This window comes from Collinsella sp. AM36-4AA (genome assembly GCF_003467795.1).
GTDB lineage: Bacteria > Actinomycetota > Coriobacteriia > Coriobacteriales > Coriobacteriaceae > Collinsella.
Genome location: NZ_QSHS01000019.1, coordinates 22,896 through 38,622, shown reverse-complemented (window position 1 = coordinate 38,622; position 15,727 = coordinate 22,896). Strand labels below are relative to the sequence as shown.

The window sequence follows — 15,727 nt, the reverse complement described above, 5'->3', positions numbered from 1 at the left end:
GTGGGGGAAGGGGTGGGGAAAGGTGTTGAAAAATGGGGCGGTTCCCCATATTATTAATGACGTCGACAGGCGGGGTGGTTCCCCGCGTACGTGCCATCTGAGTAACCGAGGGGAGGGCGCACATGGGAATGACTGGTGCATACGAGCGCAATCTCGATGCAAAAGGTCGTCTGTCCCTGCCTGCACCCCTTCGCGAGGAGCTTGGAGAGCACGTTCGCGTGTTTAAAGCCCTGGATGTCGATGCTCTGTACGTGTTCTCTGCCGAGGCCTTCGATAAGTGGGTCGAAGGACTCTTCGCGGGTCGTGAGGGCCACGAGGGTTTTAACCCGCGTGACATTAACGACCAGAAGCTCATGAGGGCGATCAACAAGCGCACCACGTCGATGGACGTGGACAGCGCCGGTCGTATCGGTCTTTCCGAGTCTCTCCGCAAGCAGGCGAACCTCGACCGCGAGGTCACGGTTGTGGGCAACTACGACCACCTTGAGGTTTGGGATCGCGCCGCGGCCGATGAGGACGATGACGATGAGGCCCTGCTGGACCTCTTCTTCTCGTAAGGGCAAGGCACGGGTAACGGATGGAGCGTGGGATCTTGACACAAGAATATCGGCATGAACCTGTCATGCTCGGCGAAGTGCTTGAGTCGCTGCGGCTAAAGAGCGGCTCCGTTGTCTGCGATTGCACCCTTGGCGGTGCCGGCCATTCGGTAAAGATGGCCGCGCAGGTGGGGGAGACGGGCCTTTTGCTCGGCGTCGATCAGGACGACATGGCCCTCGAGGCCGCTGGCGCCCGTCTGGACCGCGAGGTTCCCGGCGTTCCGCACCAGCTGCTGAAGGGCAACTTCGGCGACTTGGACGAGCTGCTTTGCTCGGCCGAGGTGCCCGGGGTCGATGGCTTCCTGTTCGATTTGGGCGTTTCGTCACCGCAACTCGATATCCCTGGCAGGGGCTTTTCGTATAACGAGGACGCCCCATTGGACATGCGGATGGATCCGGGTAATAACACCTTAAACGCAGCTGAGGTCATCAACACCTATAACGAACACGACCTCGCCCGGATTCTACGCGTCTACGGCGAAGAGAAGTTCGCCTCGCAGATCGCGCGCGAGATCGTGCGCCGCCGCGAGCAAGAACCGATCGAAACCACCGGCCAATTTGTCGAGATCATCAAGGCGGGTATCCCGGCTGCCGCTCGTCGGCATGGCGGACACCCGGCCAAGAAAAGTTTCCAGGCCATTCGCATCGAGGTCAATCACGAGCTCGATGTGCTCGAACGAGGGCTTGATGCCGCCACCAGGTGGCTCAACCCGGGCGGACGTATCTGCGTCATCTCGTATCACTCGCTCGAGGACCGTATCGTAAAGAACCACTTTAAGGAGATGAGCCAGGGGTGCACGTGTCCGCCGGAGATTCCGGTGTGCGTGTGCGGCAACGTGCCGATACTCAAGGTCATCACCCGCAAACCCTTGGTTGCCCAGCCTGATGAGGTTGAGCGCAACCCTCGGGCGAGATCAGCCAAAATCCGCGTGGCGCAGCGTCTGTAGGCGCGACCGCGCGATATTGGACCTCCCGCTCGCACCATAAACGAAGCTTAAACACACTACCAACGTACTCGGGATGGGAGGCGGCATATCATGGGCTACAACACTTCAAGCGCAGCACTCGCCTATGATATGAACGCCATGCCCGCCTATCGTGAGACGCCGCAGGCCCCCGTTGCTCCCCGTGAGCAGCGCACGCCGCGCTTTGATGTCTACACGGGCGCGGGCCGTCAGGCAAACCAGGCGGTAAGCCCGGTTTTCATGAGCGTTCTTAAAACGTTTTGCATCATTGCGGCTATCTTCATGACGATCGGCGTCGCCCGCGTGGCGCTCGCCGGCGTTACGGCCCAGGTGCTCAACAGCAACGCCGAGCTTACCAACACGCTCGAAAAGGCGACCGATGAGAGCTCCGACCTGGAGGTCATGCATTCGGTCTATGGCGCCGACACGCGCATTCGCGACCTTGCGGGCGCTTATGGCATGGTGGAGCCCAGCGAGAGCGTTACACTTGACTTTTCGCAGGATGCAGCCGCGGGCGCCAACGCGACCGCGACCGCTCAGTAGCAAGACGGTAGCTGAGTATGACAAATGACTATCGCCGCGGTTCCGATGGGGGCCGCGGTTCTGGACGTCCCTCGTCGCGGGGACGTTCTGGTTATCAAGGAACGGGTCGGCAATCTTACAACGCCGGGCAGTCCCGTGGCAACGACCCGGCGTCGCGACTTCGCGGCTCGGGCGGCCCTCAAGTGCATAACAACAGGTCGCGCAAGAGCTCGTCGACCGAATGGCTCACAGGCGCGCCTCTGCCTCGCCGCAAAGCCGTCATGGGATTCATTGGGTTTGGCTTGGGCTTGGGCGTCTTTCGCCTTGCCGACTATCAAATTGTCGAAGCCGATAAACTGCGCGAGCGTGCCGATGCGCGCCGCCTGCTTGCGCAGACCCTCTATGCCAAACGCGGCACCATCTACGACCGCAACGGTAACGTGCTAGCGTCGTCGGTCGAATGTCGCAACATCGCCGTGAACCCGCAGCTTGTCGAGGATGTTGACAAGACGGTGTCGGCGCTGGTCAAGGCAACTGGGATCGATAAAAAGACCTGCCGCAAGCTCGTCGAGTCCGATGGCACCTGGGTGTATATCAAGCGCCAGGTGGACGAAGACGATGCTGCGGCGCTGGAGAAGAAGAACCTGCCCGGCGTGCTTTTTGAGCAGGCCATGAAGCGCGTATATCCATACGGCAATCTGGCATCGCAGGTGCTGGGTGTAGTGAATGTAGACAACGACGGCTTGACGGGTCTCGAGAAGCAATACAACAAGCTTCTGACCGGTACGAACGGTTCTCTTGTGCGCGAGCGCGCGAGGGACGGCAGCTATATCGCGGGCGGTGCCTATAAAAAGGTGGCTGCGGTCGACGGCGTTGATATCGTGACGACGCTCGACGTCAATATCCAGCGTGCGGCCGAGGATGCCCTGGCAGAGGCAGTTGAGAAGACTAAGGCCAAGAACGGCTCGGCGCTGGTCACCGATCCTACGACAGGCGAGATCTTGGCAGCCTGCTCGTATCCGACTTACGACCAGACCGATCTGGAAAACGCCAAGACCGAGGATATGAACTTGCGCCTGGTCACCGACGCCTACGAGCCCGGCTCGGTCTTTAAGACGCTCGTGGCGGGCGCCGGCTTCGACTTGGGCGTCGTGCGATCGAGTACGTCGTTTGAGGTGCCGGCGAGCATCAAGGTGGGTGACGATACCGTCACCGATGCCGACAAGCGCGACTATGCCATGACCATGGATGTGCGCGAGATGATGCGCCGTTCGTCCAACGTGGGCTTTGTCCTGGTGGGGCGCAAGATCGGTGCGGACGACTTTGCCGCCTATGTGGACAAGTGGGGCATAGGTCACAGCTCCGGTGTCGATTTTCCGGGCGAGAGCCTGGGCATCGTCAAGGAGCGTGACCAGTATGACGGCGCCACGCTGGGATCGATGAGCTTTGGACAGGCGCTGTCCGTCTCGCCGATTGAGATCGCACGTGCCGTGGGCGGCATCGCCAACGGCGGCGTGATGATGACCCCGCACTTCTATAAGTCCAGCAAAGGCGACGAGAAGGACTGGGGCGAAGGCGAGCGCGCGATTTCTGAGGACGCCGCATCCCAGGTGACATCGTGCATGCAGACGGTCGTGTCCGAGGGAACGGGCGTTGGCGGCGCGGTTGACGGCTGTGACGTGGCGGGTAAGACCGGTACGGCCGAACGAGCCGACGAGAACGGCGGCTACCTCAAGGAGAACTACATGTCGTCCTTTATGGGCTTTGCGCCGGCACAATCGCCCAAGGTGCTGTGCTATATCACGCTCGACGGAACGCCGAGCGGCTCAGATGCCGCTGCGGTGCCGTTCCAGTCCATTATGGCCAACGCGCTCGACGTGCTGGGTATCCCGCACACGAAGTAGGGGGTTACAATCTTTGGGGCGTGGTTTGTTGTCCCATATGAGGGGTGTTCACATGCCCTGCACCACGCATGCGCGGCGCTGGGATACAATACGCCGATAGCATTATTAGGTTTACAGGGGAGCTGCAATGATAGAGATCGCCGTCAACAACCTCGCGGCCGCAACAGGGGCCCGAACCGTGACGGGAGAAGCCGATCGGGTATGCCGCGGGTGCGTTATCGACTCGCGCCAGGTCGAGGAAGGGACGATTTTCGTCGCCTTTCCCGGTGAAAACGTCGACGGCAATGATTTTGCTTCCCGTGCCGTCCAGTCGGGCGCCGGCGCCGTCGTGATGACGCGTGAGCCCGAGGCCGAGCTGGTCTCGCTGGCGCAGGACAAGGGCTGTGCCATCTTGCTGACCGATGATCCCGAGGAGTTTCTGCTGCGTTTGGCGCACACGTACCGTCTGGAGCTTGGCTGCCTGGTCGTTGGCATTACCGGTTCTATCGGCAAGACGACGACCAAGGACGTGCTCGCCGCCGTGCTCGCCAAGCGCTATCGTGTCTGGGCCACCAAGGGCAATTTCAATAACCTGATCGGCATGCCGCTCACGGTGCTTTCCGCTCCGGCCGATACCGAGGTCCTGGTGCTCGAGATGGGCATGAACCATTTCCACGAGATCGAGCGCCTGTCCCAGTCCGCCAATCCCAACCTTGCCATCGTGAGCAAGATTGGTACCTCTCATATCGGCATTTTGGGTAGCCGCGAGAACATCGCCCGCGCTAAGGCCGAGATTGTCCAGGGTATGTGCGCCGCCGGCGACTTCTTGCCGCTGCTGGTTTTGGGCGGCGAGGACGACTTTACGCCGTTCATTCGCGATACGTTCGCCCAGCCTGCTGGTATCGACGTGATGCTGGCCGGCGTCTCGGACGATGATGAGGTCCGTGCCCGCGACATTCGCGTTGATGACGAGGGCCGTCCGGTCTTTACGCTCGATTTTGGTCAGGGCGAGACAATCGATACCATGCTTGCCATCCCCGGCGTGCAGTCCGTCCCAAATGCCGTTAAGGCCGCCGCGGTTGCCTATCGCCTGGGCGTGACGCCCGAGCAGATCGATGCTGCCTTTAGGGGCCTCACGATTACCGGTCATCGCCAGGAGATCAAGCGCGCCAAGAGCGGTGCCCGCGTCATCGACGATTCCTATAACGCCAGCGCCGAATCCATGGCTGCTGGCCTCGATCTACTGTGCTCGCTTTCGTGCACGGGGTCTCGCATGGCGATCTTGGGCGAGATGGGCGAGATGGGCGATGAGGCCCCTCGCATGCATGAACTCGTGGGCGCCTATGCCGCCGCCAAGAAGCTCGACATGCTGGCGTGCGTGGGTGGTGAGCTGGCCCAGCTTATGGCCGATGCCGCGCGCATGATGGGCATGGACGAGGACCGCATCCAGGTGTTCTCCGATTATCAGCAGGTGCTCGACCGCATGGGCGGCGCGCTTGAAAAACATGATGTTGTACTGGTCAAGGGTTCCCGCTTTGTTGAGCTCGACCGCTTTGTGGAAGGTGTGTGCTAGCCCATGTTCGGCAATCCCTCGTATCCAACGTATCAGGCTTTTTTGGGGCTTGGCATCGCCGCTGCCATTGCGCTGCTGCTCATGCCGTGGTGGATCAAGCTGCTCAAGGTCGAGGGTATCGGCCAGCAGGTTCGTGCCGACGGCCCCAAGCGTCATTTGGTTAAGCAGGGAACGCCCACCATGGGTGGTGTTGTCATCCTCGTCGCGATCTCGCTGACCTGCCTGCTGATGGGCAAGCTCACCACCGAGCTCGTGCTCGTGCTGCTCGCCACGCTGGCGACCGGCGTGCTGGGCCTGATCGACGACCTGACCTCCGTTACGCATGGGCGCTCGCTCGGTCTGACGCCTCATGCCAAGATGATCGGCCTAACCATTATCTGTGTCACCTTTACGGTACTTGCCGTCAACTGGTGCGGCGTCGCCCCCGAGATTCGTTTTCCCGGCGGCCTGACGATTGACCTCGGTGTTCTTTCGACCACCATCTGCGGCCTTTCGTTCCCGTGGCTCTACATTGTCTTTTGCTGGCTGATGATCGCCGGTCTTTCTAATGCCGTGAACCTGACCGATGGCCTTGACGGTCTTGCTGGTGGCACCTCCATGATTGCCATGCTCGCCATGGCTGCCATGGCGTTTTTGCACGGAGACGTGAACCTGTCCATCTTCTGCACCGCGTGTGCCGGTGCCTGCTTGGGCTTTCTGTGGTTCAACTGCTATCCGGCGAGCATCTTTATGGGCGATACCGGCTCGCTTGCCCTGGGCGCCGCGTTTGCCTGCACGTCCATCATGACCAACACCGAGGTCGTCTCCCTCATCATCGGCGGCCTGTTTATCGTTGAGACCCTGTCGGTAATGATTCAGGTTGTCTACTTCCACTTTACGCACAAGCGCGTCTTCCTTATGGCGCCCATCCATCATCATTTCGAAAAGAAGGGCTGGGCCGAGACCAAGGTCGTCATCCGTTTTTGGATTATCGCTGCGGCCTTTGGTGCCGTTGGCCTTGCTTTGTTCTTCCAGTTGGGATAGTGGTCTTTCATGCCTCTTGCTGATGTCTTTAGCCTGCTCGTTTTGGGTCAGGGCAAATCCGGTCTCGATGTCGCCCGCTGGGCGCTGGCACATCCCGAGCGCGTAAGCGCCGTTACCGTGTATGGCGGCGGCACCTCTGAGCCCAATGACGCCACGCGTGCGCTTGAGGCTGCTGGTGCGTCGTTTGTCTATGGGACCGAACAGGTCGAGGGCGCCTATGACGTATGCGTGACGTGCCCGGGCATCTCGGAGTTCTCGGGCTTCTTTAAGGCCGGGCGCGAGCATGCCGCCCAGATTATGGGTGAGCCCGAGTTTGCCTATCGCCTGTCGCCCGATAACTGGATTGCCATCACGGGTACCAACGGCAAGACGACCACCACGTCGTTGACTGATTATCTGCTCAAGGCTGCCGGCGAGGTCAGCGTAGCTGTCGGCAACATCGGCGAGCCGCCGGTCAACGAGATTGACGGCCGAGCCCACAACGAGTGGTTTGTGGCCGAGCTCTCGAGCTACCAGATTGCTACGACCGCCGAGCTTCATCCTCGCGTGGCGGTGCTGCTCAACATCACTCCCGACCACTTGGGCTGGCATAAGAGCCATAAGAACTATGCGCTTGCCAAGATCAAACTGTTTGACAATATGGTCGATGACGATCTGGCGGTTGTCGACGTCGAAGACGCCGGCATTCACGAGTTCGATGAGTACATCTACACGCCGGGTCGTCGCATCTGCAAGGTTGCCTTTGACGAGCCTGAGGGTGAGGATGCCGCCTTTGTACGCGATGGCAAGATGATCGTGCGCCTGAAGGGCGTCGAGACCCCGCTCATCGCTACATCCGAGCTCAAGATTTCGGGCCATCACAATGCTATCAATGCCCTGTGCGCTGCCACGGCTGCCCTGGCAGTCGGTGCCGATGTCGATGGCGTCTGCCGCGGTCTGGCCTCGTTCCAGCCGCTCGAGCACCGCGTGGAGCCGTGTGGCGAGATTGACGGCGTGCGCTACGTCAACGATTCCAAGGCGACCAACACCGATGCGGTCGAGAAGGCACTGACGGCATTTCCCGATGACGACGTGATCTTGCTGCTCGGCGGCCACGATAAGGGCACGCCGCTCACGGACTTCGCGCGCGTTGTTATGGATAACGTACGCTCGGTCGTCTGCTTTGGCGATGCGCGCGAGCGTTTCACCGCCGCTATGGACGAGGCCGATGTCGATGGCGATGTGGATATCGCCCAGGCGGATGACCTGCGCGATGCCGTGGACGTCGCCCGTTCGCTGTCGAGCCGTGGCGATGTGATCTTACTTTCTCCTGCCTGCTCTTCGTTCGATGAGTTCTCGGGCTATGAGGAGCGCGGCCGCGTGTTTAAGGACTATGTGGCCCAGCTTGCCGCTGCGGCGAAATCGCAAATGGAATAGGGGTTGCCGGTGAGAGAGGAGAGCCCCCGACAAGGTATGAGGAGGCCCGACTCGGACCGTGCTTCCTCGCGGCGCAGCACACCGCGTTCCGGTCGCGGCGGGCAGACGTTTAGCGAACGCTATATTGCCGGCGTTCCCGCCCGTATCATGCGCCCCCGTTTGATATTCATGGCCTGCCTGTTTACCTTGGTGTGCTTTGGCCTGCTGATGGTGTACTCGGCGTCTTCGGTCGAGGCGCTGCACGAGAATGGCTCGGCGACGTTTTTTCTGTTTCGACAAGCCGCGTTTGCCGGAGTTGGCGTGCTGGCTATGGTTGCCATCGTGCGCATCTTGCCGGACAGTTGGTTTGGGGAAGACGTGCTCAGGATCTTCCTCATCGGCATGATGGGGCTACTGCTTCTGGTGTTCTTGGTGGGCAGCGGCAGCCGTGGCGCCACGCGCTGGCTCAACATCGCCGGTATTCAGTTCCAGCCTTCCGAGTTTTTAAAGCCATTTGCCATTGCGTATTCGGCCATCATGCTTGATCGTTTCTTTTCGCCCGGTGGCAACATCAACGAATTCCTTCGCAAGATGGGCATCTACTTGGGCATTTCGCTCTTTCTGATCTTTATCCAGCCCGATTTCGGTACTGTCCTGATCATCCTGTTGACCCTCATGTGCATGGCGTTGTTTGCGGGTCTCGACCCCAGATTTATCATCGGCGTGCTAATCTTCGGCATTCTCGTGATCGTGATTGCGCTTGTTGCAGAGCCGTACCGTATGGTGCGTATTCAGGTTGCCTTGAACCCTTGGGCCGACGAGTATGGTGACGGCTATCAGGCCACGCTTGCCATCATGGCCTTTGCCTCGGGCGGTCTGTTCGGCCGTGGCATCGGCAACTCAACCATGAAGTACTCGTATCTGCCCGAGGCGCACAATGACTACATCCTGGCCATCATTGGCGAGGAAGTCGGTTTTGTCGGAACCGTGCTGTTCTTCTTGGTGTTTGCGATGCTGATCTATTCGGCGTTTCGCATTGCCGAGCAGGCGACCGATCGTCGGGGCGCGCTTATGGCGTCTGGCTCCGCGGTCATTCTCGCGGTGCAGTTTTTGATTAACGCGTTGGGCATCCTCAACGTGTTTCCCATGACGGGCAAACCGTTGCCGTTTATTAGCTACGGCGGTTCGTCGATTATTGTGTCGCTTATGCTCGCCGGTCTGATCCTGCGCGTTTCGTACGAGAGCGCCCGTCGCGATGAGTACGACCGTCGCCGCGAGAGCTTTGCCGTTATGGATGAGAGTACCGCCGGCGTAGCCCATGTGCGCGGTGAACGACCTTCGCGTAGCGGCTTTACCGTTCTGGATGGTTCTGCATCCGAGCCGGCAGCTCGTCCACGCCCGCGAATGGCTCCGCAAGGTCGTCCGCAGCGCCCCAGCCCTCGCAACGCGGGCGGCGGATATAATCGAATCGATTTGAACTCGGACCCGTCGGCGCGTCTGCGTACCGACGACCAGGGACCGCGTGTACGAAGGGACTACCATGACCGATAAAATGACCGTTGCTATTGCAGCCGGCGGCACGGCAGGACACATCAACCCCGCGCTCGCCTTGGCCGAAGAACTGCGTGACCGTGGCCACCACGTTGTGTTCGTGGGTCAGTCGCGCAAGCTCGAGGGTCGTCTGGTCCCCGAGGCTGGGTTTGATTTTGTGCCCATTACGGTCACGGGCTTCGACCGCTCCCGTCCTTGGACGGCGCTGACCTCGCTGTGGCGTGTCAACAAGGCCAAACGTGCGCTCGCCAGTCATTTCTCAAAGGTCGGCAAGCCCGATGCCGCCATTGGTTTTGGTGCCTATGTCGAGGTTCCGCTGCTGGGGTGGTGCAAGGGCGCGGGCGTTCCGTATCTGCTGCATGAGCAGAACTCTGTTCCGGGCCTGGCCAACAAGATGATGAACTCCCACGCCGCCCGCGTGTGCATCTCGGTGCCGGCAGCGCGTTCGGTCTTTGAGCGCGAAGGTGACCCTGGCCACGTGCTCATGACCGGCAACCCCGTACGTCGCTCGGTAATCGAGGGCGATCGCGCTCGCGGCCGCAAGGCACTTGGCGTTCCCGAGGACGCTACGCTGTTGCTCGTCTTTGGCGGTTCACTTGGCGCCCAGCACCTCAACGAGCGCGTGGCTTCGCTCAAAAACGAGCTGCTTTCGCGCAAGAACCTCTATGTGTTGCATTCGACGGGTGCCGACGGCTTTGAGGAGACCGAGCGCGCTTTGGCGCTGACGCCCGAGGAGGCGAAGCGTTACCGCGTCCAGCCTTACATCGACAACATGGGCGATATGCTGGCTGCTGCCGATTTGGTGCTCTCGCGTTCGGGTGCATCGAGCGTGGCCGAGATTGCTGCGCTCGCCGTGCCCTCGGTGCTCGTGCCGTATCCGCATGCGACGGCCGACCACCAAACCACCAATGCCCGTTATCTGGTCGACGCCGGGGCCGGTGTGCTCTGCGCCGATGCCGATATCGACGGTTCTGCCTTTGCCGATGAACTGCTGCACCTGGTCGATGACGCGGCGGCGCGCGACGCCATGCGTCAGGCGGCGCGTGGTCTGGTTCAGGATAGGGCCGCCGCTCTTCTGGCCGATGCGGTAGAGGGTTTGCGTTAGTTAGACGGGATATCGTCGGTCGCCCTCGCGCTGATGCGGTAGGTGCGGTACAGTTAACGGGTTACAGGCAGTGTTTACGCAAGGAGTACACGAGCACATGGCTGATTCCCAGACTGCAACCTCCGCGCCCGAGTTTAAGAGCGCCCACTTTATCGGTATCGGCGGCGCCGGCATGAGCGGCATCGCCCTCGTTCTTCACGAGCGCGGTTATGCCGTTACCGGCTCCGACCTTAAGACGTCACGTTATATCCGCCAGCTTACCCGCGCTGGTGTGAAGGTGCATGTGGGCCATGAGGCCGCCACGATCGACGAGGTCAAGCCCGACGTGGTTGTTGTCTCCACCGCTATTCCGGAGTCCAACCCTGAACTCGTGCGCGCTCGCGAGCTTGGTATTCCCGTGTGGCCCCGTGCCAAGATGCTCTCTGCTTTGGGCCACGGCTACACCACCGTCGCTGTTGCCGGCACGCATGGCAAGACCACCACGTCTTCGATGTGCGCCACCATGCTCGACCGCATGGGTCTGGATCCGAGCTTCTTGATCGGTGGCATCGTCGAGGGCTATGACACGAACGGCAAGAACGGCTCGGGCGACTACTTTGTCGCCGAGGCCGACGAGTCCGACAGCTCCTTCCTGTTCCTGAACCCCAACGTGGTCATCGTGACCAACGTCGAGGCCGACCACCTCGATCACTACTCGGGTATCGAGGAGATCGAGGCAACTTTCGCCAAATTCATGAGCCTGGTGGGCGAGGACGGCACCGTCATCGTCTGCGGTGAGGACCCGCATCTGGTCGAGCTCGCCAAGTCGACGGGTCGTCACGTGCTTTCCTACGGCTTTGCCGAGAGCAACGACATCGTCTGCATGCACCCGGATGTCAAGGGCATCCAGAGCGACTTTATCGTTCGCTTTGAGGACGGCACTGAGCACGCTGTGGAGATCAAGAGCAATCCCGGTCGCCACAACATGCTCAACGCCACGGCGGTGCTCACCGTCGCCCATGTCCTGGGCCTTGACATCGACGCCGCCGCCAAGGCGCTCTCGAGCTTTGAGGGCGTCCGCCGTCGCTTTACCCACGTGGGCGATATCGATGGCATCACCGTGGTCGATGATTACGGCCATCACCCCACCGAGATCAAGGCGACGCTTGCCGCCGCTTCGTCGCTGGGCTACAAGCACGTCGACGTCGTGTTCCAGCCGCACCGCTATTCGCGCCTGCAGGCCCTGTGCGACGACTTTGCCGATGCATTTGCCAATGCCGATAAACTGCTGCTGATTGATGTGTTCTCGGCTGGCGAGATGCCCATTCCGGGTGTCACCTCTAAGATGCTCGCCGATACCGTGCGCGCCAAGCATCCTGGCAAGGAGGTCGTGTACTGCTCCAGCCGTCTTGAGCTCAATCAGGAGCTCGAGCAGATGGTGGGCGAGGGCGACCTGCTGCTCACTATGGGTGCCGGTGACGTTACGACCGTCGGCCCCGAGTTTATCGAGTATCTGACTGCCAAGAAAGACGCTTAAGTCTAATGGGTCTGTTTAACGCCGTCATGGCGCTTTCGGGCATGATCGACACGGATGTGATCGAGGACGAGCGCCTTGCGCGTCATACGAGCTATCGTATCGGCGGCAAGGCCGACCTCTTTGTAACGTGTCATAGCTATCATGCCCTCCGCCGCGCCGTGGCGGTGCTCGATCGCGAGCAGGTGCCGTGGGTCATCATCGGCAAGGGCTCCAATCTGCTGGTTGCCGATGGCGGTTATCGCGGTGCCGTCATTTCGCTCGGACGTGAGTTTCAGCGCACGGTTGTTGCCGATGACGGTTGTACGCTGACGGTCGGTGCGGGCGTGATGTTTGCGCGCCTGGTCAACGATGCCCTGTCGCGTAGCCTCTCGGGCCTTGAGTTTGCCGTTGGCATCCCTGGTTCGGTCGGCGGTGCGATATCTATGAATGCCGGCACACGGACCGAGTGGATTGGCTCGCTGGTTGAGGATGTCGTAACGTTTGACCCGGCATCCGGTATCAAGCATTATGCGGGGTCCGAGATCACTTGGGGCTACCGCGAATGTAGCCTTCCCCGCAATGAGATCATCCTCGAGTGCGTGCTCAAGCTTAAACCGGCGCCCAAGGCCGACATTCGCGAGCGCATGGAGCGGTACCTGACGAGGCGCAAGCGTACGCAGCCCATGGGTCGCGCATCCTGCGGGTCGGTCTTTCGCAATCCGCCCGATGCGAGTGTGGGCAAGCTTATCGAGGATTGTGGATTAAAGGGTTTTTCAATTGGCGGCGCGGAAGTTTCGCCCGTTCACGCTAATTTTATCGTTAATAACGGAACTGCCTCGGCCGATGACGTTGCCGCGGTTATCAGACATGTGCACGGAAAGGTGAGGGAGGCGTATGGCATCGAGCTCAGACCGGAAGTTAAATTCCTCGGCTTCTAGAGCATCGAAACCCACCTTCCGCCGCGCCGGAGGGCGTTCCGGCGCGCCTGCCAAACCTCAACGCAATACCGTCGCGCATTCTAAGTCTGTCGGGCATGCTCGACAGACCAGTCGTCCGGTCGTCGGCTCGCAGCTCGGTAATCGTCCGGCCGCAAAAAAGTCCTCGCGTCCCTCGGTGACGTCAAAGCCTGTTATGGGCGCCAAACCTGCCCGTCCCATGGCAACTCCTAAGCCCTCGACGGGAACTAAAGCGCCGCGTCCAGGTCGCACGCTGGGCGCATCGAAACCGCGCTCGCTGACATCGGTCCCGGTTACCGTCAAGAAGCCTTCGGGTAAAAAAAGCGTCAACCCGTTGTCTTCACTTGGGGCGATGGTAAATAAAACATCAGACGCCGCTTCTGTCGTTACAGGCAAAGGCAAAATCGTGGGCGGCGTTCTGGCCGTCTTGGCCGTGCTCGTCGTCGTTGCCATCGTGGTGATTAACTCTGGATTGTTTACCGCCACTGATATTCAGATTCAAGGCAGCGAGCATGTGACGAAGCACGATGCTATCCAGCTGATCGATTTGCCCGAGGGAACGTCGCTTTTTAACGTCGATCCCGACCAGATTACCGAGGATCTCAAGCAGAACCCGTGGGTCTCGGGCGTGGATGTCCAGCGTCAGTTCCCGCATACGCTCATCATTACGCCTATGGAGCGCAAGGTCATCGCAATTGCCTATATCAGCTCCGATGACCTTGCCTGGGCCATCGGGGATGATGACACCTGGATCGCCCCACTGTCGACGTCGGTCGAAGTGGACGACCAGGGCAACGTCATCACGACAGGGCAGGGCTCAAATACCTTGACCGGAATCGATGCCGCGCTGGCGCTCGCTAAGCATTATGGCGCGGTGCTGTTGACTGATGTCTCGGCGGATGTCGCTCCGGTTTCCGGCCAGGCGGTGAACTCCAAAGCCGTTAAGGCCGGCCTGGATTATGTGCGTGGTTTTTCGAGCGAGTTCTTGGGACAAGTCAAGGATATTTCCACGCCTTCGGTCGAAGCCATCTCGGCAAACCTCAATAACGGCATTGAGGTGTCGCTGGGCGATTCGAACGATATCGCCAAGAAAGAACGCGTAGTCACCAAGTTGCTTTCGCAGGTAGAGGGCGTAACGTATATCAATGTGCGCTCTCCGGGCAACTACACATTTAGGAATGCTCCGACCTCGTAGCGCTGGTTGTTACTTTGTTGAGGGGCCATACCACGCCGTTTATCTGGTTTGTTTGGTTTTCACGGTCAATTATTTGACTGATACGTTCATAATGTGCAAACATAATACGGTTTACCTTTGCATTTACTTTCAACCTGAAGGTTAATGTGCGCAGGGGTCGACCCATGCTATGGCTATAACCTTTGTTCGGAGGACCGACATGCACGAGACAGAGATCAACAACTACCTTGCCGTCATTAAGGTGGTCGGCGTCGGCGGCGGCGGTACCAACGCGGTCAATCGAATGATCGAAGAGGGCATCCGCGGCGTCGAGTTTGTTGCCATCAACACCGATGCTCAGGCACTCGCGATCTCTGATGCCGATATCAAGGTGCACATCGGCACCGACCTTACCCGCGGCCTGGGCGCCGGCGCCAACCCCGAGGTTGGCCGCAAGGCTGCCGATGAGTCCCGCGACGACATTGCCGAGGCGCTTGCTGGTGCCGACATGGTGTTCATCACCTGCGGCGAGGGCGGTGGCACCGGTACCGGCGCTGCTCCCATCGTTGCCGATATCGCGATGAACGAGGTCGGTGCACTGACCGTCGCCGTCGTGACCAAGCCCTTCACCTTCGAGGGCCGCAAGCGCAAGAAGAGCGCCGAGGAGGGCATTAAGACCCTCTCCGATTGCGTCGACACCATGATTGTCATCCCTAACGATAAGCTGCTCGACATCGCCGAGAAGAAGACCACCATGCTCGAGGCCTTCGCGATTGCTGATGGCGTCCTTTCCCAGGGCACCCAGGGCATCACCGACCTCATCACCGTCCCCGGTATCATCAACCTGGACTTCGCCGATGTTAAGACCATCATGAAGCAGGCCGGTACCGCCATGATGGGTATCGGTACCTCTTCTGGGGATACCCGTGCCGTCGACGCAGCCCAGCAGGCCATCTCCAGCCCGCTGCTCGAGAGCTCCATCGATGGTGCCACACGCGTGCTGCTCTCCATCGCCGGTTCCAAGGACCTGGGCATCCAGGAGATCAGCGACGCCGCCGACGTTGTCGCCAACGCCGTCGACCCCGAGGCCAACATCATCTTCGGTACCGTTGTCGACGAGTCCCTGGGCGATCAGGTGCGTATCACCGTCATCGCTACGGGCTTCTCCGACTCCAACGTCAACCGTCAGGACGAGCTCTTTGCTGCTCAGCAGTCTCAGAGCAAGGCCGCTGCCTCCGCTGAGCCGCAGCGCACCGCTCCGGCCACCAGCCCGGCTCAGGCCGCTCCGACCCGCAACGTCGGTGGCACCGAGCTGCCCAACTTTGGCAACGACCAGTTCGAGCTTCCCGACTTCCTGAAGCGCGGCAGCTTCTAAGTCGTTCTTTGCATTGTTGTGCACAGGGGCGTGTCCGTATGGACGCGCCCTTTTTATTTCGACTTTGTAAACTAGAACCTCCAATCTCTTTACGTTCCCTTTACGATTGCCTCC

At 60.1% G+C, this 15,727-nt stretch carries 13 protein-coding genes; all 13 read left to right on the top strand.

Annotated features, from left to right (window positions below):
- Window positions 1-122: 122 nt before the first annotated feature.
- Window positions 123-557, top strand: a complete 435-nt coding sequence (locus DW850_RS07050) for a division/cell wall cluster transcriptional repressor MraZ (protein WP_006234269.1) — start codon at window positions 123-125, stop codon at window positions 555-557.
- A gap of 20 nt (window positions 558-577) precedes the next feature.
- On the top strand, window positions 578-1,543 hold the full coding sequence (rsmH, locus tag DW850_RS07045; protein WP_006234266.1) for a 16S rRNA (cytosine(1402)-N(4))-methyltransferase RsmH: 966 nt from the start codon (window positions 578-580) through the stop codon (window positions 1,541-1,543).
- Window positions 1,544-1,633: 90 nt separating this feature from the next.
- A complete protein-coding gene (locus DW850_RS07040) occupies window positions 1,634-2,104 on the top strand; it encodes a hypothetical protein (protein ID WP_022094483.1) in 471 nt (156 codons plus the stop codon).
- A 260-nt stretch (window positions 2,105-2,364) separates the two neighbouring features.
- Window positions 2,365-3,987 carry a penicillin-binding protein 2 gene (locus tag DW850_RS07035; protein ID WP_117786677.1) on the top strand — a complete coding sequence of 541 codons (1,623 nt, stop codon included), beginning with the start codon at window positions 2,365-2,367 and terminating at the stop codon, window positions 3,985-3,987.
- A gap of 127 nt (window positions 3,988-4,114) precedes the next feature.
- Entirely contained in the window at window positions 4,115-5,539 is a 1,425-nt protein-coding gene (gene murF / locus DW850_RS07030) for a UDP-N-acetylmuramoyl-tripeptide--D-alanyl-D-alanine ligase (RefSeq protein ID WP_117786676.1), read from the top strand.
- Window positions 5,540-5,542: 3 nt separating this feature from the next.
- Complete coding sequence (mraY, locus tag DW850_RS07025; protein ID WP_006234262.1) at window positions 5,543-6,562, top strand: phospho-N-acetylmuramoyl-pentapeptide-transferase; 1,020 nt, start codon at window positions 5,543-5,545, stop codon at window positions 6,560-6,562.
- A 9-nt stretch (window positions 6,563-6,571) separates the two neighbouring features.
- The gene (gene murD, locus DW850_RS07020; protein ID WP_117786675.1) at window positions 6,572-7,978 is read left to right on the top strand and encodes a UDP-N-acetylmuramoyl-L-alanine--D-glutamate ligase; all 1,407 of its coding nucleotides are present in this window, start codon (window positions 6,572-6,574) and stop codon (window positions 7,976-7,978) included.
- A gap of 9 nt (window positions 7,979-7,987) precedes the next feature.
- The gene (ftsW, locus tag DW850_RS07015; protein WP_147349604.1) at window positions 7,988-9,508 is read left to right on the top strand and encodes a putative lipid II flippase FtsW; all 1,521 of its coding nucleotides are present in this window, start codon (window positions 7,988-7,990) and stop codon (window positions 9,506-9,508) included.
- Window positions 9,498-10,613, top strand: a complete 1,116-nt coding sequence (gene murG, locus DW850_RS07010; protein ID WP_117786673.1) for an undecaprenyldiphospho-muramoylpentapeptide beta-N-acetylglucosaminyltransferase — start codon at window positions 9,498-9,500, stop codon at window positions 10,611-10,613. The genes ftsW and murG overlap by 11 nt, the downstream gene beginning before the upstream one ends.
- Window positions 10,614-10,710: 97 nt before the next feature.
- Window positions 10,711-12,129, top strand: a complete 1,419-nt coding sequence (gene murC / locus DW850_RS07005; RefSeq protein ID WP_055286074.1) for a UDP-N-acetylmuramate--L-alanine ligase — start codon at window positions 10,711-10,713, stop codon at window positions 12,127-12,129.
- A 5-nt stretch (window positions 12,130-12,134) separates the two neighbouring features.
- Window positions 12,135-13,046 (top strand): UDP-N-acetylmuramate dehydrogenase, encoded by a 912-nt coding sequence (murB, locus tag DW850_RS07000; protein ID WP_006234257.1) that lies wholly within the window; start codon window positions 12,135-12,137, stop codon window positions 13,044-13,046.
- A 424-nt stretch (window positions 13,047-13,470) separates the two neighbouring features.
- Window positions 13,471-14,259, top strand: a complete 789-nt coding sequence (locus DW850_RS06995; protein WP_233540639.1) for a cell division protein FtsQ/DivIB — start codon at window positions 13,471-13,473, stop codon at window positions 14,257-14,259.
- A gap of 199 nt (window positions 14,260-14,458) precedes the next feature.
- Complete coding sequence (ftsZ, locus tag DW850_RS06990) at window positions 14,459-15,613, top strand: cell division protein FtsZ (RefSeq protein WP_022094491.1); 1,155 nt, start codon at window positions 14,459-14,461, stop codon at window positions 15,611-15,613.
- The last annotated feature ends 114 nt before the right edge of the window (window positions 15,614-15,727 follow it).